Genomic DNA, 22,821 nt, shown 5'->3' on the forward strand with positions numbered 1-22,821 from the left:
CGAGCAAAGGGATTGATGTCGATGAGAACTCATGAACGGGGCACCTCCGAGGCTCCCGGCCGCGCCGCGGCAGCGGAAGGGGTGTTCGCCTGGAACGGGGGACTCGACGACGCCCTCGCCCTCGAACTCGTGCCGGTCACCGAGGCGGCCGCGCTCGCGGCCGGACGATGGGCCGGGCACAGCGGCGACAGCGCCAGGCTCGCCGCCGTCGACGCGACGCACACCGGCCTGCGGTCGGTCCCGATGCGCGGCGTTGTCGTGCTCGGCGCGGGCGCGCGCGAAGACACGCCCGCGCTGTTTCACGGCGCGGAGGTCGGCTACGGCGACGGGCCGGCGTGCGACGTCGGGATCAGCTTCGGAGACGGCGCGCTTTCGGAGACACGGGACGTACCGTGCGCGCTGACTGCGATCGCGGTGGCGGAGCGCGGCGCGATGCTCGACCCGCCGCCGGAGTTCGACCTGGAGAAGCTGGTCGTCGCCGCTGATTTCGCCGATGTCGTCGACCTCACCCGCCCGGTCGCGGAGAACGTGCGGATGCTCGCCGCGGCCAAAGGCGTTCGGGTGTCCGATGTGGTCGTCGCGGTGCTCAACCGGCCCCGGCACGTGGCTCTCGCACGGGAAATCCAGGACGCCGGCGCGCGCCTGCACCTGCTGGAGGGCGGCGAAATCGCGGGAGCCGTCGCCACCGCCCGGGCCGAGCGCCAGGTGGACCTGCTGCTGGGCACCGGGAGCGCGGCGCAGGGGGTCATCGCCGCGGCCGCGCTGTCCTGCCTCGGCGGATCGATGCAGGCCAGGCTGGTGCCCCGAGACGCCCGACGGGCAGGAGAGCCCGGCACCGGCGGGGTCCTGCGCACCGAAGACCTGGTGCGCGGGGAGAACGTCGTGTTCTGTGCCACCGGGGTGACCAGCAGCGAGCTGCTGGGCGGGATCCGGAACGAGGGCGCGGGGCGCGCCATCGCCCAGTCCGTCGTGCTGTGCTCGAACCCGGACACGGTGCGGACAGTCCGATCCGAACACCGGTACGCCAGGCCGTCCGGGCATGAGTGAGATCGCCGCCTCGGCCGGCAGCGCCGAACCTCTGCTTGCCCGCTACCGCGGGCTGATCTGCGACCTCGACGGCGTCGTATACCGCGGTGCGGCCGCGGTTCCGCACGCGGTCGAGACCTTGAACCAGGTGACCGAGCGCGGCGTCCCGGTCGTCTTCGCGACCAACAACGCGTCCCGGGCACCCGCGGACGTCGCCGATCACCTGCGTGAGCTGGGGATCGCCGGGGCCGGCTGGTCGGTGGTCAACAGTTCCCAGGCCGCAGCGGCCTATCTGGCGCGGCGGCTGGCTCCCCGGGCGCGCGTCTGCGCGGTCGGCGGGCCGGGAGTCGCCCACGCGCTGGCCGAAGCCGGGCTGACGCCGGTCCGGGTCGCGGACCTCGACGGCGCGCCGGTCGAAGCGGTCGTGCAGGGCCTGGGGTACGACATCACCTGGCGCGAACTGGCCGCGGTCGGCTACCTGGTGGAAGCCGGCGCTGCCTGGGTGGCCACGAACGTCGACCGCACACTTCCCACGCCGTACGGGAAAGCGCCGGGCAACGGCGCGCTGGTCGCGTTGGTGCAGACCACGACCAGCGCCTCCCCGCACGTGGTCGGCAAGCCGAAGCCGGCGTTGTTCGAGTTGGCCCGCGCCCGGCTCGGCACCGGGCAGCCGGACACGCTGGTGTGCGGGGATCTGCTGGGCACCGACATCGAAGGCGCCGGCTCCGCGGGTCTCGACTCGCTCTTCGTGTTGAGCGGATCTTCCCGGCTCCGCGATCTGGCGTTCGCCGAGCGCGGTGCGCGGCCGACGTACGTCGCTGCCGACTTGAGCGGGCTGCTCGCACCCGCGCTGCGGCTGGACGGCACCTCGGCCCAGTGTCTCGTCGAGCTCGGGCCGGACGACGTTCCCCGCCTGCCGAGCGCCGGCGACCACGGCAGAGTGCTCCAGTCCGTCGTCGCCACGGTGTGGGCGGCGCGCGACGACGGCCGGACCGTCTCTGACGACGCGCAGCTGTGGGAACGGATCGAAAAGCAGCTCGGTGTCGCCGGTCCGGGGCGACCCACGCCGTGATCCGGGCCGTGGTCTCGCCCGGCCACGCGGACCCGGATCTGAAGGGGCCTGCCGATCCCCGCTGAGCACCGGGTGAGATCGCGGCTGCCGCGGGTCAATCTCCGGGCAGGGCAGGCGGTTCGCCGGTGCGTTCGTACTCCGACAGCAGGTCGATCCGGCGCTGGTGCCGCCCGCCCTCGAATTCGGCGGCGAGGAACGCGTCCACGATGCGCTCGGCCTCCTCGACCGTGTGCATCCGGGCGCCGATGCCGGCCAGCAGGGCGTTGTTGTGCCGTCGCGCCAGCCGGGCGGTGTCCACGCTCCAGGCCAGCGCGGCGCGGGCCCCGGGCACCTTGTTCGCGGCGATCTGCTCCCCGTTGCCGGAACCGCCGATGACGATGCCGAGGCTGCCCTCGTCGGCGACGACGCGCCGTGCCGTCTCGACGCAGTACGGCGGATAGTCGTCGCCGGCGTCGTAGCCGGCCGGGCCGACGTCGGTCACCTGGTGGCCGAGCCGCGAAAGTCGTTCTGCGAGGTGGGTTTTGAGTTCGAGCCCGGCATGATCGGAGCCAACGTAGATTCGCACGCCGGCAAGTCTAATGTCGCCTTCGCGAATCCACGGGGAAACATTCGTCCGGCAGGCATTTAAATGCGTTATAGGCCGGACGGGGTCGCGGGCGGCCCCGGCGCCGTTGAGGTGCCCGCAGGACGCGTCGTAGGCTACGGCTCGCGGTGCGCCGCTCTGTCCCACGACCGGCCGTGCCCTGGGCGAGGCCGGGCCCGGCGCACGTCAGCGCGGTTCGCGCCGCCGGTGGCCATGCCCTTCCCACTCGTGCGCCTCAGAGCGCCGTTCAGCACTGGTTGCCCGCCGCTGGTGCCCCGTCGGTTGCTGCCGCTCTGTTAAGTCGAAGAAGCTGTTTCATGACCGTGAGATTTCGTGACGTTGTCGTCGAAATTGCGCGGATCACTTGTCCGGTGTCCGCCCGGGTCGTCGGGTGCAGCCAGCAGAAGGAGAATGACATCATGTGGGAAACTCCGGAGTACACGGTCATCGAGGTGTGTGCTGAGGCCACCGGCTACTTCTACCGGCGCTGACAGCCCGGCCGTACCGGCCGATTTCTCGGTTTCTCGTAGTAGCGGCAAATATCTGTAAGTCCGCGACGAAGCTACGTCCGCGCCGGCGCGAGGTCCCGGGCCCCGGGACCTCGCGCCGTTCGCCGAACGCGCGTTCGCTCGCGACGAGGCTCCCTGAGTAGGCGGTGCACGTGAATCTCGAATTTCTTCCGCTGGTGGCGCTGGCGTTCGGTCTCAGCCTCGACAATTTCCGCTCGTCGATCGCGATCGGCACCATTCCCTTCGGCTGGCGGCGCGCGGTGCAGGTCGCCCTGGTGTTCGGGGTGTGGGACGCGCTGGGCCCGCTGGTGGGCGGGTTCGTCGGCCGCTACCTCGGCGAGGTCATCGGCGACTGGTCCGAATACATCGGCGTGGCCGCGCTGGGGTTGTACGGCCTGTACTTCATCGTCTCGGCGATCCGGAATCCCGAGCCGGAGACCGAAGACCTGGACCATCCGTGGGCGACGCTCTTCGGCATGCCGCTTTCGCTGAGCGTGGACAACTTCATCGCCGGCGCCGGACTGGGGGTCGCCGGTTTCTCTTTGCTGGTCCCGATGTTCACGTTCGGCGCGATGACCGTGGTCATGTCGCTGGCCGGGCTGTTCGTCGGGCGGATGGCGGCCAAGGTCGTCCGGATCCGGTCGGACCTGTTCGCCGGCATCGCGCTCGTCGGGGCGGCGATCCTGCTGCCGCTCGCCTTCGACTGAACGGAGGGAGGGGCGCGATGCCCGAGAATCCCGACACTCACGTCTACCGCACCTACGACAAGGTCCTGGCCGGGTCGAAGGCGGCCGGGCGGCGGAATCCTCCGGTGGCGGGCGGGAAATCCGACGACTGGTGGCCGAGCCGGGTCGATGTCCGGGTGCTGCACCGGAATCAGCCCGCGGGCGATCCGCTGGGCCCGGATTTCGACTACGCCGAGGAATTCGCGACCCTCGATCTCGACGAGCTCGCGCGCGAGGTCGACGAGGTGCTCACGACCTCACAGGACTGGTGGCCGGCCGACTTCGGCCATTACGGACCGCTGGTGCTGCGCATGGCCTGGCACGCCGCGGGAACCTACCGCGTCAGCGACGGCCGAGGCGGTGCCGGTGCCGGCATGCAGCGCTTCGCTCCGCTGAACAGCTGGCCGGACAACCGGAACCTGGACAAGGCCCGCCGGCTGCTTTGGCCGGTGAAGCGCAAGCACGGCCGCAAGATCTCCTGGGCGGACCTGATGGTCTTCGCGGGCAACCGCGCGCTGGAGTCCATGGGCTTCAAGACTTTCGGGTTCGGCGGCGGCCGGGCGGACGTGTGGGAGCCCGACGAGACGTACTGGGGCCCGGAACGCAAGTGGCTGGCCGACGAACGGCACTACGGCCTGCACGAGCTCCAGCAGCCGTTGGCGGCCTCCGAAATGGGGCTGATCTACGTCGATCCGCAGGGCCCGGCCACCAATCCCGACCCGGTGCTCGCGGGCCGCGACATGCGCCAGACCTTCCGCCGGATGGGCCTGACCGACGAGGAGACCGTGGCGCTCATCGGCGGCGGGCACACCTTCGGCAAGACGCACGGCCCGGCGGACCCGAACGTGACCGGCGGCCGCGAACCCGAGGGGGCGCCGTTGACGGCGCAGGGGCTGGGCTGGCTCGGCGGGTACGGCACGGGCACGGGCCCGGACGCGGTGACCAGCGGGCTGGAAGGGATGTGGACCCGCACACCGGTCACCTGGGACCACACCTTCTTCGAGACCCTGTTCCAGTACAAGTGGGACGTCGAGCTCAGCCCGGCGGGCCTGTGGCAGTGGATTCCGGCCGACGGGCAGGGCGAAGGCACAGTGCCGGACCCGTTCGACCCTGCCGTGAAGCACCACCCGGTCATGCTCACCACCGACCTTTCGCTGCAGCAGGACCGGTTCTACGAACCGATCTCACGGCGGTTCCTGGAGCACCCGGACCAGTTCGAGGACGCGTTCGCGCGGGCCTGGTTCAAGCTGACGCACATCGACATGGGCCCGATCGGGCGCTACCTGGGCCCTCTCGTCCCCGCGGAACGGATGATCTGGCAGGACCCGGTGCCGGAGGTGGACCACGAACTGGTGGACGCCGGCGAAATCGCTGCCCTCAAACGCGAAATCCTCGGCTCGGGCCTGACCGTCGCGCAGCTCGTCTCGACGGCGTGGGCGTCCGCTTCGACCTATCGCGACAGCGACAAACGCGGCGGGGCCAACGGGGCGCGGATCCGGCTCGAGCCGCAGCGTGGCTGGGCGGTCAACGAACCCGCGCAGCTGGACGCGGTTCTTCCTGTGCTGGAAGGGATTCAGGAGCGATACGGCGCATCCCGCAACGGCGGCAAGCGAATCTCATTGGCGGACGTGATCGTGCTCGGCGGGTGTGCCGCGGTGGAACAAGCGGCCGCCGCGGGCGGGCATCCGGTCGAGGTCCCGTTCCGGCCCGGGCGCACGGACGCGACCCAGGAATGGACCGACGTCGAGTGGTTCGGTGCGCTCGAGCCCGCCGCTGACGGCTTCCGGAACTACCTGGGCGACGGTTTCCGGCTGCCGCCCGAGCATTTGCTGATCGACCGGGCGGACCTGCTCACGTTGTCCGCGCCGGAGCTGACCGTGCTGATCGGCGGCCTGCGAGTGCTCGGCGCGAACCACCGAGGTTCCCCGGCGGGCGTTCTGACCGCCGCGCCGGGTTCGCTGACGAACGACTTCTTCACCGCCCTGCTGGACATGGGGACCGAATGGCTGCCGCGAGCGGGCGGAAACGTCTGGACCGCGGGATACGAAGGCCGTGACCGGCGGACCGGCGAGCTCAAGTGGACCGCGAGCCGCGTCGACCTCCTCTTCGGCGCGAACTCCGAGCTGAGGGCGATCGCCGAGGTCTACGCGAGCGAGGACGCCGGCGGGAAGTTCGTGCGGGACTTCGTGTCCGCGTGGGTGAAGGTCATGGAACTCGACCGATTCGACCTGCGCTGATGTCCCAGCGGGCGAGTGCGGCGACGGTGGCTTTGGTGTCTATTGTGGACACTCAGATTGTGGCGCGGGGCACACGAACGGTAGCTCCTGCCGGGGGAGCGGTGGCCACCGGCCGGCCGGTGGTCATCGATATCGGAACGGGTTGTCCGGGAGTAGCGTCGAAATTCGTTACAGGATCAGGAACCGACGAAATCGATCCCTGTAATCGACGCGCCGTGTCCACTGCGGACGCGGTGCGTGTTCCGGGAAATCTGTCAGAAGGTTCACATGCGCGGAGGAGGTGACGTCCGATGACGACTACCGAGGATCGAGAAGATCTCCTTTCGGAGCTCAGCGGACAGAACAAGGCAACCATCGGTGCCGTGCTCGGCACCGGCTCGATCGGCAAGGCGACCGAGCGCGCCGACGGCGTGATGGAAGCGACCATCCGAATTCCGGAGGACGCGATGCAGTGGGATCCGGGGATCCTGATCCTGCCACATGGCGGCATCCTCGAGCTGACGATCATCAACGACGACAAGAACACCCACGCCTGCCTGCTGCCCAGCAACGGCGACCGGCAGTTCATCGGCCTGCTGAACCACTCGAAGGGCCGGGCGACGCTCGAACTGGACGGCCCCGGCTGCTACTGGTACGGCTCGCCCGCCGGCAACGACGAGGGCCGCGGCCTGACCGGCGCCATCGTCGTGAGCGGTGAAGTGCCGCCGGAGGCCAAACTCGACCGACCCGCCCAGCCGCGGCCGTAGCCAGGGAGGAACAACCATGACCATCGAATACGTCGATGCCGGCGAGGCCTTCGACCACGCCAAGCTTTCCAATATGCCGCACAGCGCCCCGGATGTGACCAGGGGCATCAACTACGAGCGCATCCTCCAGGCGCGCAGCGAGTCGCACAACTGGATCACCTACTACGGCGACTACGACGGCAAGCGGCACAGCCTGCTCGACCAGATCAACGCCGACAACGTCAAGAACCTGAAGGTCGCCTGGATCCACCAGGCGAGCGCGACCGGCGTCATCGCCTCCACTTCGACCTACGCGTTCGAGGCCAGCCCGCTGGTCGTCGACGGCGTGATGTTCGTGACCGGCTGGGACGGCTGGCTCTGGGCGCTCGACGCGCGGACCGGCGAGCAGCTGTGGCGCTACAAGCACGCGGTCCCGGTGGACGTGACGCTGTGCTGTGCCAACGTCAACCGCGGCTGCGCGGTGGCGAACGGCAAGGTCTACATGGTGACCCAGAACGCGCAGCTGGTGGCTCTCGACGCCACCACCGGGCGGAAGGTCTGGCAGAAGACGATCGGCGACGTGCGCGCGGGTGAAAGCGCTTCGATCGCTCCGCTGGTCATCAAGGACACGCTCATCACCGGTTCCGCCGGCGGCGAGTACGGCGTCCGCGGCCACATCGACTGCTGGGACCTCGAGACCGGCGAGCAGCGCTGGCGCACCTACACCGTGCCGAAGCCGGGTGAGCCCGGCTCGGAGACCTGGCCCGCCGACGGCGAGGCCTGGCAGCGCGGCGGTGCGAACCACTGGGTCACCGGCACCTTCGACCCGGAGCTGAACCTGTACTACGCGGGCACCGGCAACCCGGCGCCTGACTTCGACGGCGAGGTCCGGGAAGGGGACAACCTCTACACCGACAGCGTGGTCGCGCTGGACGTCGACACGGGCGAGATCAAGTGGCACTACCAGTTCACGCCGCACGACCTGTGGGACTACGACTCCACGATGGAGATGACCCTGTTCGAGCGGGACGGCAAGAAGCTGCTGGCCCACTTCGACAAGAACGGGTACATGTTCGTCATCGACCGCACCAACGGCGAGCTGCAGCACGCGACGCCGTTCGTGGACCGGATCGACTGGGGGACCATCTCCCGCGACGGCAAGTTCGTGGCGCGGAAGTACCCGGACAAGGAGGGCGAGCCCTGCCACTTCTTCCCCGGCCCGGCCGGTGCGAAGGAATGGACGCACGCGTCGTACAACCCGAACCACGACCTGTTCTACGTTCCGGTCGCCGACGTGGGCGCCACCGCCACCCGGCGCCGTCGCGAGTTCAAGGAGGGCATGCCCTACTGGGGCGCGGCGGTCGAGGTCGACGTCGACAACATGGCCGGGTCGGTCAGCGCGTTCGACTCCCACGGTGAGGAGAAGTGGCGCTACCGGCTCGACATGCCGATGGCCGCCTCGACCCTGAGCACCGCGGGCAACGTGGTGTTCGCCGGCACCCCCACGGGCGAGTTCATGGCGCTGCACGCCGAGACCGGCGAGAAGCTCTGGAGCTTCCAGTGCGGCAGCGGGCACCACAGCAGCCCGTCGACCTGGTCCCTCGACGGCAAGCAGTACATCTCGGTGCCGGTCGGCTGGGGTGGCTGGCTGGAGGGCATCATCCCCGGCATGTCCGGTCAGGGCCACGGCGCCGCACTGATCACTTTCTCGCTGTGACCGGGAAAGCGGTGCCGGCGCGAGACTCCAGGTAGGTTCCTGGCGGTTTCCGCCTGCTGCCCGCCCGGTGCTCGAGTCGCCCCGACGATTCGAGCACCGGGCGGGCTTTTTTCGGGAGAAGCAACGACAGAAACACAAGGTGATCCGATGGACCAGTCGTCGACGCCACTGACGGAACCGCGAGCCGAGCGCCTGTCCTGCTGGCATTGCGGGGAGGACTACGGGCCGGACGAGCGCGCCCGTCACACCGAGCCGGTGCAGTGCGGGCCGTGCATCGTGTGCGCGGGCAAGCCGGCGTGTTGCAGCTGCCGCCTGATGTACTGCGTGTGCGAGGTGCACCGGTACCGGGGCTGAGCGGGCCCGGCCGTGGCGGCAGCGGTCAGATCGCCAGCGCTCGGCGCACCGCCGGGGTATTCCGCCGGGACACCGGCACCATGGTCTGCGCCTGGTCGTCCATGACGAGCAGCAGCTCGCCCTTGAACCGGCGCTCGACCTCGCGGATGCGGCTGAGGTTGACCACGTACTGGCGGTGCACCCGCAGGAAGCCGGCGTCGCCGAGCTCGGTTTCGAGCTTGTCGAGCCCGGGCGAGGCGGAGCGCAGCCGGCCCTGGTCGGTCGTGAGCCACACGTCGTTGCCGTCCGACTGCGCGAACGAGACTTCCGGCAGCCGCAGCAATATCATCCGGTTCTCGCGCGTCGCGACCATCCGGTGCGGCGGGGTGCGCAGCGGGCTGTCCTCGCCCGGGCGGGGCAGCGGAACCCCTTCGGCCAGGCCGAAGGTGACCAGATTGCCGAGCAGGTGCCCGGACCGGAACACCGGCCGGAAGCTGATCGGCATCGGTTCGTTGGCGAGCCGGGTGAAAATCTGCGTCGAGCCGAGCCAGTCGCGATTGCGCGTCGCCTGCTTCGCGGCGTAAACGGCGGCCTGGATGAATTCCGGCAGTTCCGGCTTCCACCGCACCGCGGGGTCGGGCGCCGGCGTGGAGCCCGGGATGCCCAGCAGCACGCTCGCGGTGTCGTCGGCGAGCACCACCCGGCCCGAGGGGTCCACTGCCGCCAACGCGGCGCTCGAGCGCGACCTGGCCTGGTTGAACGCGGCCATCAGCTCGGTGCCGTCGCCCTTGGCGCGCCGTCGCAGGATGCGCTGCGTCATCGTGGCCGCGTTGCTGAGCCAGGCCCCCGCGGCGCCGGGGAGATCGCTGCGCCAGCACGAGATGTTGAGCACCGCGACCGATTCCCTGGTCACCACGTCCCGGATCGCGACACCGGCGCAGTTCCACTCGTGGAAGGCCTGGCACCAGTGCTCGGCGCCGCGGACCACCACCGGGGCGTAGGACAACAGCGCGGTGCCCATGCCGTTCGTCCCGGTGGCGCCCTCGGACCAGCAGAACCACGGCGCCAGGTTGGCCGCGGAGGCGACGTTGCTGGTCGCGTGGTCTCCCCATTGGGCCAGGACCCGGCCGCCGGCGTCGGTGATGGTCACGATGCCGCCGTGGGTGTTGACTTCGTGCGCCAGCGAGGCGGCGCGGAAGCCGAGCTCGGCGATGACGACGTCGTGCTCCAGCGCGTGGCAGACCTCGGCGACGGCGATCGGGGCCTCGGTGAGATGGGGGTCGACCCGGAACTGGTCCCGGCAGCGCTGCCAGGAGATCGCGACCTCGGGCCGCACGCCGCGCAGGTCGTCTTCGCCCCGCACGAACCGTTCCCAGGCCTGGTACACCGTCGCTTCGCCACGGCTGCGCGATGCCGCGTCGAGCCGGCGTACTTCCGCCATCTGAGACCGCCTTTGGTCTTCGTGCCGAACCCGGACGGAGTCAGCCCGGGTCGTTTGGCCGCCGTCGCAAGCTAAACTCCCGGTCCACACGAGGGCAAGCCAGGCGGGATGAGTGCGGGCGAACGCCGGACGAACGGTGGGGAACCCAGCACGACCGGCGGCCATCGGCGCACCAGCGGCGGACCGGCCCCGGCGGCGCCGGCATGGCTTAGTCTGCTGAGCACGCGTCGTCCGGCTCTAGCCGGCAGGCGTGGCAAGGAAATACTTCGGCACTCGGCCGCGAGCCGTGCGGATTTGTTCGCCCGGCAGGAAATGCGCAGTTCTCCAGGGCGAGCGAGCCGATCTTGTTGTTCTACAACTTGGTAACCGGACGATGCGGACCTGTCTTGTAATCTCGAGCTGCTCCGGGTTACGTTGTAGTTCGGCGTTTGCAGCCCGGCAGTCCCGCGAACCCCGGGGGCCCAAGGCGACGAGGAGGTCGCGATGACCCTGAGCGTGCCGCCATTGGCGATCGCACCGAGTGAGCCCGGCAGCCGCGGCATCGCTGCGAAAGGCTCCCGGGAGACAGCCTCGTCCGCGAGAGAAGTAGCTCGTGCCTGGGAGAGCTTTGCCGCGGGCGAGGACGTCGAAACGGGCGTCCGGCCGGAGATCCTGGCGTCGTGGTACCGGTGCCGGGATCGCTACGAGGTGGACCGGACGCTGGACGTCGCGCCGGGGGCCCGGGGCAACGACGTCCAGCGGCTCGACAACGGTGTCATCTTCACTACGCTCGGTGGCCTCGGGGCGCTGGCCGGCCAGGAAGTGGAACGCGACGGCGCCGTGGTCACCGTCGCGGACGGTGACGGGCGGGTCCTCGGCGCGTGGGGCGATCCCAGCGCGCAGCGGCGGGCCGAGCTGTACAACCTCGCCCCGTGGTCGTCCTGGTCGGAGGAGTGCACCGGCACGAACGGGATGGGCACCTCGCTCGAGCTGTCCGGGCCGGTGACCGTGACCGGGCCGGAGCACTGGTGCGAAGCGTTCCACCGGTGGTCCTGCGCGGGCATTTCGGTGCGCGACGTGGTGACCGGGGCGCCGGTCGCGTCGATCAACATTTCGCGGTGGAACGCGGCGCTGTCCGAACTCGTGCCGGGGTGGCTGTCGCAGGCGGCCGCCTGCGTCGAGCAGGAAATCTACCGGCGCGCCATCTACGAAGCCGACAAGGTCATCTCCGAGTTCAACCGGAAATGCGGGCAGGTCGCCGAGCCGTTCATGGCGATGGACCGGGGCGGGAATGTGATCGCGGCGAACGACGAGGCCGTGTCGCTGCTCGGCCTGACGCCGGAGAGCTCCATCGCGATGGGCGCGACAGAACCGGCGAAGCGGTGGACTCCGGACATTTCCGGACTTCCCGAGGTTATGCGGTGGGCCAAGGAGCGGGCGCAGGGGCCGGCCCGGTGGAGCGGCTACGCGTGCCTGCCGGTGAGCCCGGGGGAGGACGCCACTCCGGTGACGCTGCGTCCCGTCGTCGACTCGAACCACGTGGTGGGCATGCTGTGCCTGTTCGGCGTGCAGGAAGGCGAGCCGTACGAGGAGCACGTGGAGGCCTCGGTGGGCCCGCTGCCGCGGCGCATCGTCGGGCTTCGCAACGACCGGCTGGTGCTGCTCGCCCCGTCCGAGATCCGCTACGCCGAGGCCGACCGGAACATCGTGTGGCTGAACACCGAACGCGGACGGATCCAGGCCGCGACCCGCGGACTGGACAACATCGAGCGGTCGCTGCTGTCGTGCGGGTTCAGCCGGGTGCACCGGCGCTTCCTGGTGAACCTCCGCCGGGTGGCCGAGCTGGAACGGGGCATCAAGGGTGAGCTGTTCCTGATCATGGACCCGCGGTCGCATGATTCGGTTCCCGTTTCGCGGCGGCAGGCTCCCGAGCTGCGCAGGATGCTCGGCATCTGAGCGGCCGCACCGGCTTTTGCTGCCGCTGGCCCCTTCTCCAGGGGCTCGCGGTCAGCGTTCCTGGTGCGCGGACAGGGCTTCCACCTGCCGGCGCAGCCCTTCCACGGCACGGGCCGGGTCTTCGGCCGCGTAGACGGCCGAGCCGGCCACGAAACAGTCGACGCCGGCCTCGGCTGCCTGTTCGATCGTTTCGGCGTTGATGCCACCGTCGATCTCCACCACCAGGTTCAGATGGCCGGTGTCGACCAGCCGCCGGGCCGCGCGCACCTTGTCCAGTACTTCGGCGATGAACGTCTGGCCGCCGAAACCGGGTTCCACCGACATCACCAGCAACGTGTCGTAGTGCTTGAGCACGTCGACGTACGGATCCAGCGACGTGTTCGGCTTGATCGCCAGTCCGGCCTTCGCGCCCGCGGCGTGCAGGTTCTTCGCGAGCATGACCGGATCGTTCGCGGCCTCGACGTGCACCGTGACGTTGTAGGAACCCGCTTCCGCGTAGCCGATCGCCCAGCGGTCCGGGTCCTCGATCATCAGGTGGCAGTCGAGCGGGATGTGCGTGGTCGCCAGCAGCGACCGCACCACCGGAAGGCCCAGGGTCAGATTCGGCACGAAATGCGCGTCCATGACGTCCACGTGCAGCCAATCCGCTCCCCGGCCCGGCGGTCCTTCCACGGCCGCCACTTCGTCGGCCAGCCGGGCGAAGTCGGCGGAGAGGATGGACGGGGCGATCAACGAATTATTCGACACGGGACCGATCGTAATTCGGCGCGGCGAGGACCGGGTATTCGTTGTGCGTATCGGGGGATTGTGTTTGCGCATGTGGCGAAGTGTTGCCGCGCGCGGGCCGGGGAGGCGATGGTGGACCGGGTTTTGTCGGCGATTCGCGAAGGAGTTTTGTGATGCGGTTGCAGGTGGCGTTGGATGTGGTGGATTTGGGTTCGGCGTTGGGGTTGGCGCGTGAGGTGGCGGAGTTTGTGGATATTTTGGAGTTGGGGACGCCGTTGGTGAAGGCGGCGGGGATGGGTGCGGTGTCGGCGGTGAAGGCGGCGCATCCGGACAAGTTGGTGTTTGTGGATTTGAAGACGGCGGATGCGGGTGAGTTGGAGGCGGGGTTGGCGTTTGAGGCGGGGGCGGATTTGGTGACGGTGATGGGGGTGGCTGATGACGACACGGTGCGGGGTGCGGTGGCGGCGGGGCGTAAGTACGGCAAGGAGGTGGTCGCGGACATGATCGCGGTGACCGAGGGTCGGGTGGCGCGGATCCGGGAGGTGGCGAAGCTGGGGGTGTCGTTCGTGGAGATTCATGCGGGTCTGGATGAGCAGGCTCGTCCGGGGTACAGCATTGACACTTTGCTGGCGGATGGGCGGGAGGCGGGGGTGGCGTTCTCGATCGCGGGTGGGGTGAAGGCCGCGACGATCGGCGCGGTGCGGGATGCGGGCGCGACGGTCGCGGTGGTCGGTGGCGGTATCTACAACGCCCCCGACCCCGCCGCCGCCGCCAGGGAACTCAGGAAACTCGCCGCCTGACCACAAGCACCCCGCCGCGCGCCGGGTCCGGCTCGGCGCGCGGCGGAGACCACCGGCTCGCCTTTTCAGGAATTCACGAAAGAAACTGAAATCATCAGGAGTACGCGTCCATGGTTGCAAACGAATCCCCTGACGAGGTAACCCGCTTGACCACCAAGCGGCTCCCGGAAGACTGGACCAGGCTGGACGAGCGCGCGGTGGACACCGTCCGCGTGCTGGCCGCGGACGCGGTCGAGGAGTGCGGGAGCGGGCACCCGGGCACGGCCATGAGTCTCGCGCCGGTCGCTTACGCGTTGTTCCAACGGGTTCTGCGGCACGACCCGAGCGATCCGGAGTGGATCGGCCGGGACCGCTTCGTGCTGTCGGCCGGGCATTCGAGCCTCACCCTGTACATCCAGCTGTTCCTGTCCGGCTACGGCCTGGAGCTGGACGACCTGAAAGTCTTGCGCAAGTGGGGTTCGCTGACCCCGGGCCACCCCGAGCACGGGCACACCGCGGGCGTGGAGATCACCACCGGCCCGCTCGGCCAGGGGCTGGCGAGCGCGGTCGGCATGGCGATGGCGGCGCGGCGCGAGCGCGGCCTGTTCGACCCGGACGCCGAGCCGGGCACGAGCGTGTTCGACCACCGGGTCTACGTGATCGCTTCGGACGGCGACATCGAGGAGGGCGTCACCTCCGAGGCTTCGTCGCTGGCCGGGACCCAGCAGCTGGGCAACCTCACGGTGATCTACGACAGCAACGAGATCTCCATCGAGGACGACACCCGCATCGCGCTGTCGGAGGACACCGCGAAGCGCTACGAAGCCTATGGCTGGCACGTTCTCACCGTGCACGGCGGCGAGGACGTGGCCGGCTTCCTCGCCGCGATCGAGCAGGCCAGGGCCGAGACCGCCCGCCCCACCCTGATCGTGCTGCGCACGGTGATCGGCTACCCCGCGCCGACGAAGATGAACACCGGCGGCGTGCACGGCGCCGCGCTCGGCCCGGACGAGCTCGGCGCGGTCAAGCGGGCCCTCGGCTTCGACCCGGAGCGGCGTTTCCAGGTCGAGGACGAGGTTTTGCGGCATGCTCGCGAGGCGGCCGCGCGGGGCCGGGCCGACCACGAGAAGTGGCAGCTCGAATTCGATGCCTGGGCGCGGGACAACCCGGAGCGCAAGGTGCTGCTGGACCGGCTCGGCCGGCGCGAGCTGCCGGCCGGCTGGGCCGACGATCTGCCGGTGTGGGAGGCCGACGAGAAGGGCGTCGCCACCCGCAAGGCATCGGCCGCGGTGCTCGCCAAGCTGGGCGAGGTGCTGCCCGAGCTCTGGGGTGGCTCGGCGGACCTGGCGGAGAGCAACAACACCACGATCAAGGGCGCGGATTCCTTTGGCCCGGCCGAAATCTCCACGGACGCCTGGACCGCCCAGCCCTACGGCCGCACGCTGCACTTCGGCATCCGCGAGCACGCGATGGGCTCGATCCTCAACGGTATCGCGCTGCACGGCGGAACCCGTCCGTACGGCGGCACCTTCCTCATCTTCAGCGACTACATGCGCCCGGCGGTGCGCCTGGCCGCGCTGATGGAGCTGCCGGTCATCTACGTGTGGACACATGACTCGATCGGCCTCGGCGAGGACGGCCCGACGCACCAGCCCGTCGAGCACCTGGCCTCGCTGCGCGCGATTCCCGGAATGTCGGTGGCCCGCCCGGCGGACGCGAACGAGACCGCGTACGCCTGGAAAGCCGCACTGGAGGACACCGGCGGCCCGACCGGGCTGGCGTTGACCCGGCAGAACGTGCCGACGCTCGCGGGCACCTCGGCCGAGGGCGTGGCGCGCGGCGGATATGTGCTCGCGGAGGCGTCGACAGCCACGCCCGAGGTGGTCCTCATCGGCACCGGATCCGAGGTCCAGCTGGCGGTGGCGGCCAGGGAAGTCCTTGAGGCGGAAGGGATCGGCACCCGGGTCGTGTCCATGCCGTGTGTGGAGTGGTTCGACCGGCAGGACCGGGCCTACTGGGAAGAAGTGCTGCCCCCGGCGGTACGCGCGCGGGTGGCCGTCGAAGCGGGTATCGCGCAGCCGTGGCACCGGTTCGTCGGCGACGCCGGCGAGGTCGTGTCGCTGGAGCACTTCGGCGCTTCGGCGGACTTCAAGACCCTGTACAGCCGATTCGGCATCACCGCCGAAGCTGTGGTGGAAGCCGCACGCCGGAGCGTGCGCTCTGTCCGGCGGTGACGCCTGCCTCGCAGGCGGCAGGAGGCGTCCGGGCCCATCAGCCCGAGTACGTCCACAAGGGCTGATGAGTACCTCCTGAACGGTGCGCCTGCGCGAAGCGGCCCCGGCGACCCCGCCGGGGCCGCTTCCTTGTGCCCGGCATTATTCGTCATCCCAATCAGGGGATAGCTTTTCCTGATGCCGCAAGCCTTGCTGGCCACCCGCGGGTGGCGAATCCTTGTGTTCTAAGCAGATTTGTCCGCGCGATGGCCGCGCAGGTGACGCAGGCAGGTCATCCGCCCTGCGAGTGGAGGAAGATCTCGTTGACGAAGACGATTCCCCAGGAGTTCGACGACAGCCTTTTCGCCGGCGCGACCCGTGCCGTGGTCGGGGAGGTGGACCGGGTGAGCGCGGCGGTGCAGACCGAGTCCTGGATCCGGGCCGGCGCGATGCTGCTCGAGGCGCCGGCGGTGTTCACCATCGGCACCGGACGGAGCGGGCTCGCACTGCAGATGGCTGCGATGCGGTTCATGCACCTCGGACTTCCCACCCACGTCGTCGGCGAGGTGACGGCCCCGGCCATCGGCGAGCGCGACGTGCTGGTGGCGGCATCGGGCTCCGGCTCGACCGCGCGGGTGGTGCGGGCCGCGCAGACCGCTCGCGACCAGGGCGCGAACGTGATCGCGTTGACCACCGCGCCCGACTCGGCGCTGGGCAAGATCGCCACCGAGGTGCTCCTCATCCCGGCCGCGGACAAGCAGGACTTCGACGGCAAGGCCTCCGTCCAGTACGCCGGCAGCCTGTTCGAGCAGTCCGTTCTGCTGATCACGGACTCGCTGTTCCACGCGCTGTGGCAGACCAGCGGCACCCAGGCCCGCGAACTGTGGCGGCTCCACGCGAATCTCGAATAGCCGCCGCGCGCTCTCTCATTCCTGGTGCTACAGAAAAGAATTGGAGCCGGACATGCAGTATCGGAGTGAGGTCGCGCCGCGCGCGGGCGTCGATATCCACGCACTGGAGGCGGCGGCGCTGGCCGCCACCCGCAGCGCCGCCGTGGCCAGCTACTCCTGGGTCGGCCGGTACGACCAGAAAGCCGCCGACGCGGCTGCGACCAAGGCGATGCGCGAGGCGCTGGCGGCGGCGCCCGGCCGGGGGACCGTGGTCATCGGGGAGGGCGAGAAGGACGACGCCCCGATGCTGTTCAACGGCGAAGTCGTCGGCACCGGCGACGGCCCGGACTTCGACATCGCCGTCGACCCACTGGAAGGAACGTCCTTCTGCGCCAAGGATCTGCCGGGTTCCCTGGCGACGATCGCGTTCGGCGAGCCGGGCACGCTCTGGTCGCCGGGACCCGGGTTCTACATGGACAAGATCGTGGTGCCCCCGCGGGCGAAGGACGTCGTCGACCTCGACGACCCGCCTGAGCGCACGCTGGCGAACGTCGCCGCCGCGCTCGGCAAGAAGGTCGGCGACCTGCGCGTGATGATCATGGACAAGCCGCGGCACCAGGACCTGATCGCCCGGGTGCTGCGGGCCGGCGCGGCGGTGCAGACCCCGGCGGGCGGCGATGTCGGCGGAAGCCTGGCGGTGCTCTTGCCGACGCTCGACGTCGACCTGCTCCTCGGCGTCGGCGGCACCCCGGAAGGCGTGCTGACCGCGGCCGCGGTCCGTGCGCTGGGCGGCGGGATGCTGGGCCGCCTCGCCCCGCAACGGGACGAGGAGGCGGACGCGATCCGCGCGGCGGGCATGTCGACCGACCGGGTCTACGAATGTTCCGAACTCGCTTCCGGCGACGCGTTCTTCGTGGCCACTGGGGTCACCGGGGGAACGCTCCTCGATCGCCCCCGCACTTGCGACGGCACGACCACCTGCGCATCGCTCCTGATCTCCAGGGGCGAGATCCGCTACCTCACGCACACGACCTTCGAGTGACGGCCGACGTGCGCACGACCAGGGAGATTCGGTGACGCTGCATCTGGACGACCTCCGCGTCCGTCATCTCGGCGAGTGTCGTTACGATTCGCCGCTCGCCGAGATGCTGTCCACCAAACAGACCTCTCCGCACTACGTCGCGGAAGGCGACCGGGTCCTGCTCGAGGACACCGTGTCCATGCTCGCCGAGCACCGCCTCCCGCCCGCCCGCGTTCCGAGCTTCGAAGGCGCGGGCCCGCGCCGGAAGATCTACTTCGACCCGGCCGGTGTCACCGCCGGGATCGTCACCTGCGGCGGGCTGTGCCCGGGGCTGAACAACGTGATCCGCGGTCTCGTCCAGGAACTCGCGGTGCACTACCGGGTCAAGCGGATCCTGGGCTTCCGGAACGGCCTGCAGGGGCTGACCGCCGAGCACCGGCACGACACCGTCGAACTGACGCCCGCGCGCGTTCGCGACATCCACAAGGACGGCGGCACCATCCTGGGCAGCTCGCGCGGCGGCCAGGACGCCGGCGAGATGGTCGACAGCCTCGTCGCGCGGGGCGTCGACATCATGTTCGTCATCGGCGGCGACGGCGGGATGCGCGCCGCGACGTACCTCAGCGACGCGATCCGGGCGCGGGGCCTCGACATCGCGGTGATCGGGGTGCCGAAGACGATCGACAACGACCTGCCCTTCACCGACCAGTCGTTCGGGTTCCAGAGCGCGTTCGCCCGGGCGACCGACTTCATCTCGTCGGTCTCGGTGGAAGCCGCGTCGAGCCCGGACGGCGTCGGGATCGTGAAGCTGATGGGCCGGCACTCCGGGTTCATCGCCAGCTATGCCGCACTGGCCGCGAACGGCGCGGACATCGTGTTGATCCCGGAGATCCCCTTCGCGTTCGAGGGACCGGACGGCCTGCTCGCCCACGTCGAGCAGCGCGTGCGCGCCAAGGGTTACGTGGTGATCGTCCTCGCCGAAGGGGCCGGGCAGGATCTGCTCGACCAGCCCGGCCCGCACCGGAACGGGCGCGGCACGGACGCGTCGGGCAACGTCAAGCTCGGCAACGTGGGGGAGCTGGTCAAAGAGCGCATCGCCGCGCACCTGACCGCGGCCGGCCTCGCCCCCACGATGCGGTACATCGACCCGAGCTACGCGATCCGGAGCATCGCGGCCAACGCCTACGACAGCGTCTACTGCCTGCGGCTGGCGCACGCCGCGGTGCACGCCGCCATGGCGGGCCGCACCGCGGCGGCGGTCGCACGCTGGCGGCGGCGCTTCGTGCACGTCCCGCTGTCCCTGATGACCAGCCGCCGCAACCAGGTCGACCCCCACGGCGACCTGTGGATGTCGGTGCTGGAAACCACCTGCCAGCCGGCCGCGTTCGGTACCGGGCCGGACCGGGAGAAGGTGAGCACGGGCTTCTGCTGAGCCCCGCCGCGTCACATTCCGTGCGCGGTGACGTCGTCGAAGCGGAAGTCGAGCTCATCGCGGACGGCGACGACCCCGCGCACGCGCTGTGCCGCCTGAACTGCTTGCTCTGCCACGCTTCTCAGCCCGACGGCGCCGGTAAGCGTGACGATGCCCTGGGCGACCTGCACGTCGATGTCCGCCGGTGCACCGGTTTCGGCCTCGGCCCGGATCTCGGCGTCCGGCCGCAGGAACGCGGACAGGACGTCACGGTGGGAAATCAGCCCGATCAGCCGGGTGTTCTGGTCCACCACGCAGAGCTGGGCCGATCTGGCGTCGGCGAGCCGCCGGAGCGCCGCGTGCAGGGGCGCGCCGGCGGCGATGGTGGGCGCGGGCGCGGTCATCAGCTCGGCGGCGGTGCTCGCGCCTGCCTTCCGCCACCGGCTCCGGCGCCGCGGCCCGCCGAGGGTGGGCAGCCGGTCCGCGCCGCCGTGGAACTCGTGCTTCGCCGCCACGTCGGCCGCGGTGACGAGCCCGATCGGCCGACCGGCCGGATCGATGACCGGCACCGCCGGCGCCCCGTGTTCCAGCAGAGCCGTGACCAGTTCCCGGAACGACGTCTCGCGTCCAGCCGTGACGACCTGGCGCGCCATCACGTCCGCTACTCGCTGATCGCACATGGCTTTCCTCGGGGTGTGGTCATTCCGGGCCGGCGAAGAACTCGAGCGGGATGTTGTCCGGGTCGCGGAAGGAAACGCCGCTGCCGTAGTGCGCTTTCTTGACCCCGCCGTGCCGGATGCCGAGCTCGTCCAGCCGGCCGGCCCACTCCGCCAGCTCGGCCTGCGACCCGACCGCGAACCCGACGTGGTCCAGCCCGGTGCGGCGTTCGTCCGCCCGGTCCCGGGTTTCCTTGCCGAGGTGGGTGTGCAGCCCGAAGAGCATGCCGCCGCCGAGCTCGAAGACCGTGTGGTGGAACTCGCCGCCTTCTTCGTCCTCGTCCAGGACGGGCCCAGCGCCGAACAGCTTCGTGTACCACTCGATGCTGCGCGGAAGATCGGACACGGTGATCGCGACGTGCTGCAAACCTGGGAAACCCATGTGCACCCCTTCGTGCGGCCGGTATGCCCGCCCGGCGTGTGGGCATACCGGTGTTCTTACCAGCCGCCGTACCGCCGGAGCCCGTCCGATCGAACGGGCGGCGGCGCGGACGGGACGAACGGGGGCCGGGGCTGAACGAGCGGAGCACGAAGTCCTGACCCGATGCGAGCGGCGGCCAGGTCCGCGAGCGACCCGAAGGCCGCCAGGAGGTTCGCGGCCGAGGTTGCGCTGTCGCCGAAGCTGGAGCGAGGCCGTCCCTCGACCGGCGAAGGACTCGGCAAACGCGAGATCATCCGCTGCCTCGAGCGCTACCTCGCCCGCGAGACCTACACCGGCCTTCCCTGATCGTCGGCTTGAGCGTCCGGTGTCGCAGGACAGGCCGCCGGTGTCGTTGGTCATGCAGTAGACGGCCCGGCTCGACTCGGAGTCGGTCGGATCGCTCTGGTCGCCGACCCTCTGGATGGTGATGTGCCGCGGGTCCTGGGGGCGGCGCCGGCACCGGCGGCTTGCCCCAGGGGTGCCACGCCAGCAGGCCGCCGCCGAAACCGGCGAACAGGACCGCGGCGATCAGCAGGCCGTGGCCGCTCCGGGGTCTGTCAGGCATGGCCTGGGGCTGCGGGAACGACGGTTGCGGGGCAGGGGTGTCCGGGTTCGACATTCCGGACAGTCAACCGCATCGCCGCCGGGCCCGGGACGGTAATCGCGAGAGACGGCGGGGACTTCCACGTCGCCGTGGCAGCACCGCCCGGCGGCAGTGCGAAGGTCCACTCCGGACAGACCGTGCGCGTCCTGGGGACGAGCGGCGGCCGCCGGTGGCGCAGCGCCCACTCGCGATAAGCGTTGAGCGGCAACCGGATCCGCGCCTGCGGGGTCCGGCTGCCTGCCACGGCCGCGGTGAACTGGCGGCAGGAAAGGGTGATCAGGTGCGCCACCGGCGCGTCCCGCGTGCTCGTCGTCGATTCGGCACGCCCGGCAACTCAGCCGTTCTGCCGCTGGTAGGCCTGGATTTCCCGGACGCGGCCGGTGAGACCGCGTCGCCGGTTCACGGCGAGTTGCAGATCCAGGGGAGCGACCGGCACGTCGTGGCCGCGCCAGCGCACGTGCTCGAGCCGGGCGGCGGCGGCCGGTCCCTGCTCATGCGGCTCGGGCTCATCGACGTCGGCATGCACCCCGGCGATCCATTTGAGCAGGCAGCCGGCGAACGCCCGGCCGCCGCTGTCGGCGATCCAGCCGGTCATCGCGGTGACCGGCTCGACCAGGAGATCCTCGAGGAGGGCTCCGGCGAGCTGGGCGTCGTCCACCCAGAAGTCCAGATCGCCCGGCCCGACCTCGATCCCGCGCACGGCCAAGGCGCCGGAGCCGTAGAGAAACCAGCGCAAACGGCTGCCTTCGGTCCGCGCCAGGAAGACCTCCAGCGCCTCGCGCCACCGCACGGGGCTCCGCCGGGCGCTCTGCAACAGCATCTCCTGCAGATGGCGGGCGAAGTTGGCGTGCGTGCGCCGGACGTTCCCGGTCGCCGAGAGGCGGCGGGCGAACCCGCCGGCGGCGGGGGTGAAACCCATGTGCAGCAACCGTTCCCGGTAAAGCGGGTCGTCGGTGCGAACCTCGTAGACCGCTTGGCCGCGGTGGATCTCCACCGAGGTGGCCAGCCCTGGCGCCGGGTGGAGCTCCCCTTCGCCGGTCATTCCTGGCCACCAGCCCGAAGACCGTCGATGCCCGCGCAGAGCAGCCGGATGCTCTGCGCGAACGTCTCGTCCGGCCCGTGTTGCGAAGCGCTCGCGATGGTCAGTGGGAAGCGTTCGCCAAGATCCGCGAACGTGGCCGCGTCGATGTCGGGAGTGTCCGATTCGCTCTGCTCCTGCAGCACAAAACCGGTGACGTAGCTGAGCAACGCGTCCGCGCCGATGATGCGGTGCGGGTCGGGGACTCCGGCGTCGGCCAGGGTTTGCAGGAGGCGTTCCATTACCGACAAGGCGCCGGAGCTGAGGACTTTCGGGCTGTCGGCGAGCAGGATCGCGCCGCCGGGGTGGCGTTTGATGCTTTCGCGCAACGTCGAGGCCTGCGCTTCGACGCGCGCCGGCCAGTCCGCGTCCTCGGGTAGGGCGGCCAGGGCGGCGGTTCCGTCGTCGTAGGCCTGCCGGGCGACGCGGTCGGCCATCAGCTGGAGCAGGGCGCCCTTGTTCCGCACGTGGTAGTAGAGGCTCCCGGCGTGCACGTCGAGCCGCTCGGCCACCTGCCGCATGGACAGCGCCTGGTAGCCCACCTCGGCGAACGCGGTCATGCCCGCGTCGATGATCCGGTCTGTGGTCAGCTTCACAACCCCAGCGTAGCGCATCTTTCAAACACTGTTTGAAACTGGCCGCGGCAGCTGTTACGGTCA

The 22,821-nt window shown here is 70.1% G+C and carries 22 protein-coding genes; 15 read left to right on the top strand and 7 right to left on the bottom strand.

From position 1 onward, the window contains the following. The first annotated feature begins 21 nt into the window (after positions 1-21). Together OG371_RS32030 and OG371_RS32035 are read left to right on the top strand one after the other, a co-directional pair. On the top strand, positions 22-1,047 hold the full coding sequence (locus OG371_RS32030) for a fructose-bisphosphatase class II (protein WP_329059209.1): 1,026 nt from the start codon (positions 22-24) through the stop codon (positions 1,045-1,047). Beyond that, positions 1,040-2,098, top strand: coding sequence for an HAD-IIA family hydrolase (locus tag OG371_RS32035; RefSeq protein WP_329059210.1), 1,059 nt, complete (start codon positions 1,040-1,042; stop codon positions 2,096-2,098). Before OG371_RS32030 ends, OG371_RS32035 begins: the two co-directional genes overlap by 8 nt. A 94-nt stretch (positions 2,099-2,192) precedes the next feature. Here the strand turns inward: OG371_RS32035 and OG371_RS32040 are convergent, their stop codons facing one another. Then, complete coding sequence (locus tag OG371_RS32040) at positions 2,193-2,663, bottom strand: ribose-5-phosphate isomerase (RefSeq protein WP_329059211.1); 471 nt, start codon at positions 2,661-2,663, stop codon at positions 2,193-2,195. A gap of 335 nt (positions 2,664-2,998) precedes the next feature. On the opposite strand from OG371_RS32040, the gene OG371_RS32045 reads away from it, so the two are divergent. The 6 genes from OG371_RS32045 to OG371_RS32070 all read left to right on the top strand — a co-directional run bounded on the left by OG371_RS32045 (position 2,999) and on the right by OG371_RS32070 (position 8,948). Continuing rightward, positions 2,999-3,172 (top strand): hypothetical protein, encoded by a 174-nt coding sequence (locus OG371_RS32045; protein ID WP_329059212.1) that lies wholly within the window; start codon positions 2,999-3,001, stop codon positions 3,170-3,172. A gap of 170 nt (positions 3,173-3,342) precedes the next feature. Next, positions 3,343-3,897 carry a manganese efflux pump MntP gene (locus tag OG371_RS32050; RefSeq protein WP_329059213.1) on the top strand — a complete coding sequence of 185 codons (555 nt, stop codon included), beginning with the start codon at positions 3,343-3,345 and terminating at the stop codon, positions 3,895-3,897. Positions 3,898-3,914: 17 nt separating this feature from the next. Beyond that, on the top strand, positions 3,915-6,152 hold the full coding sequence (gene katG / locus OG371_RS32055; protein WP_329059215.1) for a catalase/peroxidase HPI: 2,238 nt from the start codon (positions 3,915-3,917) through the stop codon (positions 6,150-6,152). 290 nt (positions 6,153-6,442) lie between these two features. Then, complete coding sequence (locus OG371_RS32060; RefSeq protein ID WP_329059216.1) at positions 6,443-6,898, top strand: MSMEG_3727 family PQQ-associated protein; 456 nt, start codon at positions 6,443-6,445, stop codon at positions 6,896-6,898. A 16-nt stretch (positions 6,899-6,914) separates the two neighbouring features. Continuing rightward, complete coding sequence (locus tag OG371_RS32065) at positions 6,915-8,594, top strand: PQQ-dependent dehydrogenase, methanol/ethanol family (RefSeq protein WP_329059218.1); 1,680 nt, start codon at positions 6,915-6,917, stop codon at positions 8,592-8,594. Positions 8,595-8,741: 147 nt separating this feature from the next. Next, on the top strand, positions 8,742-8,948 hold the full coding sequence (locus tag OG371_RS32070) for a recombination activating protein 1 (protein WP_329059219.1): 207 nt from the start codon (positions 8,742-8,744) through the stop codon (positions 8,946-8,948). Between the two features lie 25 nt (positions 8,949-8,973). Here the strand turns inward: OG371_RS32070 and OG371_RS32075 are convergent, their stop codons facing one another. Beyond that, on the bottom strand, positions 8,974-10,368 hold the full coding sequence (locus tag OG371_RS32075; RefSeq protein WP_329059221.1) for a DNA-binding protein: 1,395 nt from the start codon (positions 10,366-10,368) through the stop codon (positions 8,974-8,976). Positions 10,369-10,851: 483 nt separating this feature from the next. Between OG371_RS32075 and OG371_RS32080 the strand changes: the two genes are divergently transcribed. Then, the gene (locus OG371_RS32080; protein WP_329059222.1) at positions 10,852-12,303 is read left to right on the top strand and encodes a DNA-binding protein; all 1,452 of its coding nucleotides are present in this window, start codon (positions 10,852-10,854) and stop codon (positions 12,301-12,303) included. 51 nt (positions 12,304-12,354) lie between these two features. Here the strand turns inward: OG371_RS32080 and rpe are convergent, their stop codons facing one another. Then, positions 12,355-13,035 carry a ribulose-phosphate 3-epimerase gene (rpe, locus tag OG371_RS32085; protein ID WP_329073332.1) on the bottom strand — a complete coding sequence of 227 codons (681 nt, stop codon included), beginning with the start codon at positions 13,033-13,035 and terminating at the stop codon, positions 12,355-12,357. Between the two features lie 167 nt (positions 13,036-13,202). On the opposite strand from rpe, the gene hxlA reads away from it, so the two are divergent. The 5 genes from hxlA (at position 13,203) to OG371_RS32110 (ending at position 19,364) form a co-directional block, all read left to right on the top strand. Beyond that, positions 13,203-13,829, top strand: a complete 627-nt coding sequence (gene hxlA / locus OG371_RS32090; RefSeq protein ID WP_329059223.1) for a 3-hexulose-6-phosphate synthase — start codon at positions 13,203-13,205, stop codon at positions 13,827-13,829. A gap of 110 nt (positions 13,830-13,939) precedes the next feature. Further along, positions 13,940-16,042 (top strand): transketolase, encoded by a 2,103-nt coding sequence (tkt, locus tag OG371_RS32095; RefSeq protein WP_329059224.1) that lies wholly within the window; start codon positions 13,940-13,942, stop codon positions 16,040-16,042. Positions 16,043-16,344: 302 nt separating this feature from the next. Next, positions 16,345-16,932: a 6-phospho-3-hexuloisomerase gene (hxlB, locus tag OG371_RS32100; protein ID WP_329059225.1), complete on the top strand. Its 588-nt coding sequence runs from the start codon at positions 16,345-16,347 to the stop codon at positions 16,930-16,932. A 52-nt stretch (positions 16,933-16,984) separates the two neighbouring features. Then, a complete protein-coding gene (gene glpX, locus OG371_RS32105; protein ID WP_329059226.1) occupies positions 16,985-17,953 on the top strand; it encodes a class II fructose-bisphosphatase in 969 nt (322 codons plus the stop codon). Positions 17,954-17,984: 31 nt separating this feature from the next. Continuing rightward, entirely contained in the window at positions 17,985-19,364 is a 1,380-nt protein-coding gene (locus OG371_RS32110) for an ATP-dependent 6-phosphofructokinase (protein ID WP_329059227.1), read from the top strand. Between the two features lie 11 nt (positions 19,365-19,375). Here the strand turns inward: OG371_RS32110 and OG371_RS32115 are convergent, their stop codons facing one another. Then, positions 19,376-20,023, bottom strand: coding sequence for a CBS domain-containing protein (locus tag OG371_RS32115; protein ID WP_329059228.1), 648 nt, complete (start codon positions 20,021-20,023; stop codon positions 19,376-19,378). Between the two features lie 19 nt (positions 20,024-20,042). After that, a complete protein-coding gene (locus tag OG371_RS32120; RefSeq protein WP_329059229.1) occupies positions 20,043-20,441 on the bottom strand; it encodes a VOC family protein in 399 nt (132 codons plus the stop codon). 162 nt (positions 20,442-20,603) lie between these two features. Between OG371_RS32120 and OG371_RS32125 the strand changes: the two genes are divergently transcribed. Further along, a complete protein-coding gene (locus tag OG371_RS32125; RefSeq protein ID WP_329059230.1) occupies positions 20,604-20,786 on the top strand; it encodes a hypothetical protein in 183 nt (60 codons plus the stop codon). A 632-nt stretch (positions 20,787-21,418) separates the two neighbouring features. Here OG371_RS32125 and OG371_RS32130 read toward each other — a convergent pair. Both OG371_RS32130 and OG371_RS32135 read right to left on the bottom strand, forming a co-directional pair. Beyond that, positions 21,419-22,126, bottom strand: a complete 708-nt coding sequence (locus OG371_RS32130; RefSeq protein WP_329059231.1) for a hypothetical protein — start codon at positions 22,124-22,126, stop codon at positions 21,419-21,421. Continuing rightward, positions 22,123-22,758 (bottom strand): TetR/AcrR family transcriptional regulator, encoded by a 636-nt coding sequence (locus OG371_RS32135; RefSeq protein ID WP_329059232.1) that lies wholly within the window; start codon positions 22,756-22,758, stop codon positions 22,123-22,125. The genes OG371_RS32130 and OG371_RS32135 overlap by 4 nt, the downstream gene beginning before the upstream one ends. Positions 22,759-22,821 lie beyond the last annotated feature (63 nt).

It is taken from the genome of Amycolatopsis sp. NBC_01480, from assembly GCF_036227205.1.
Lineage (GTDB): Bacteria > Actinomycetota > Actinomycetes > Mycobacteriales > Pseudonocardiaceae > Amycolatopsis.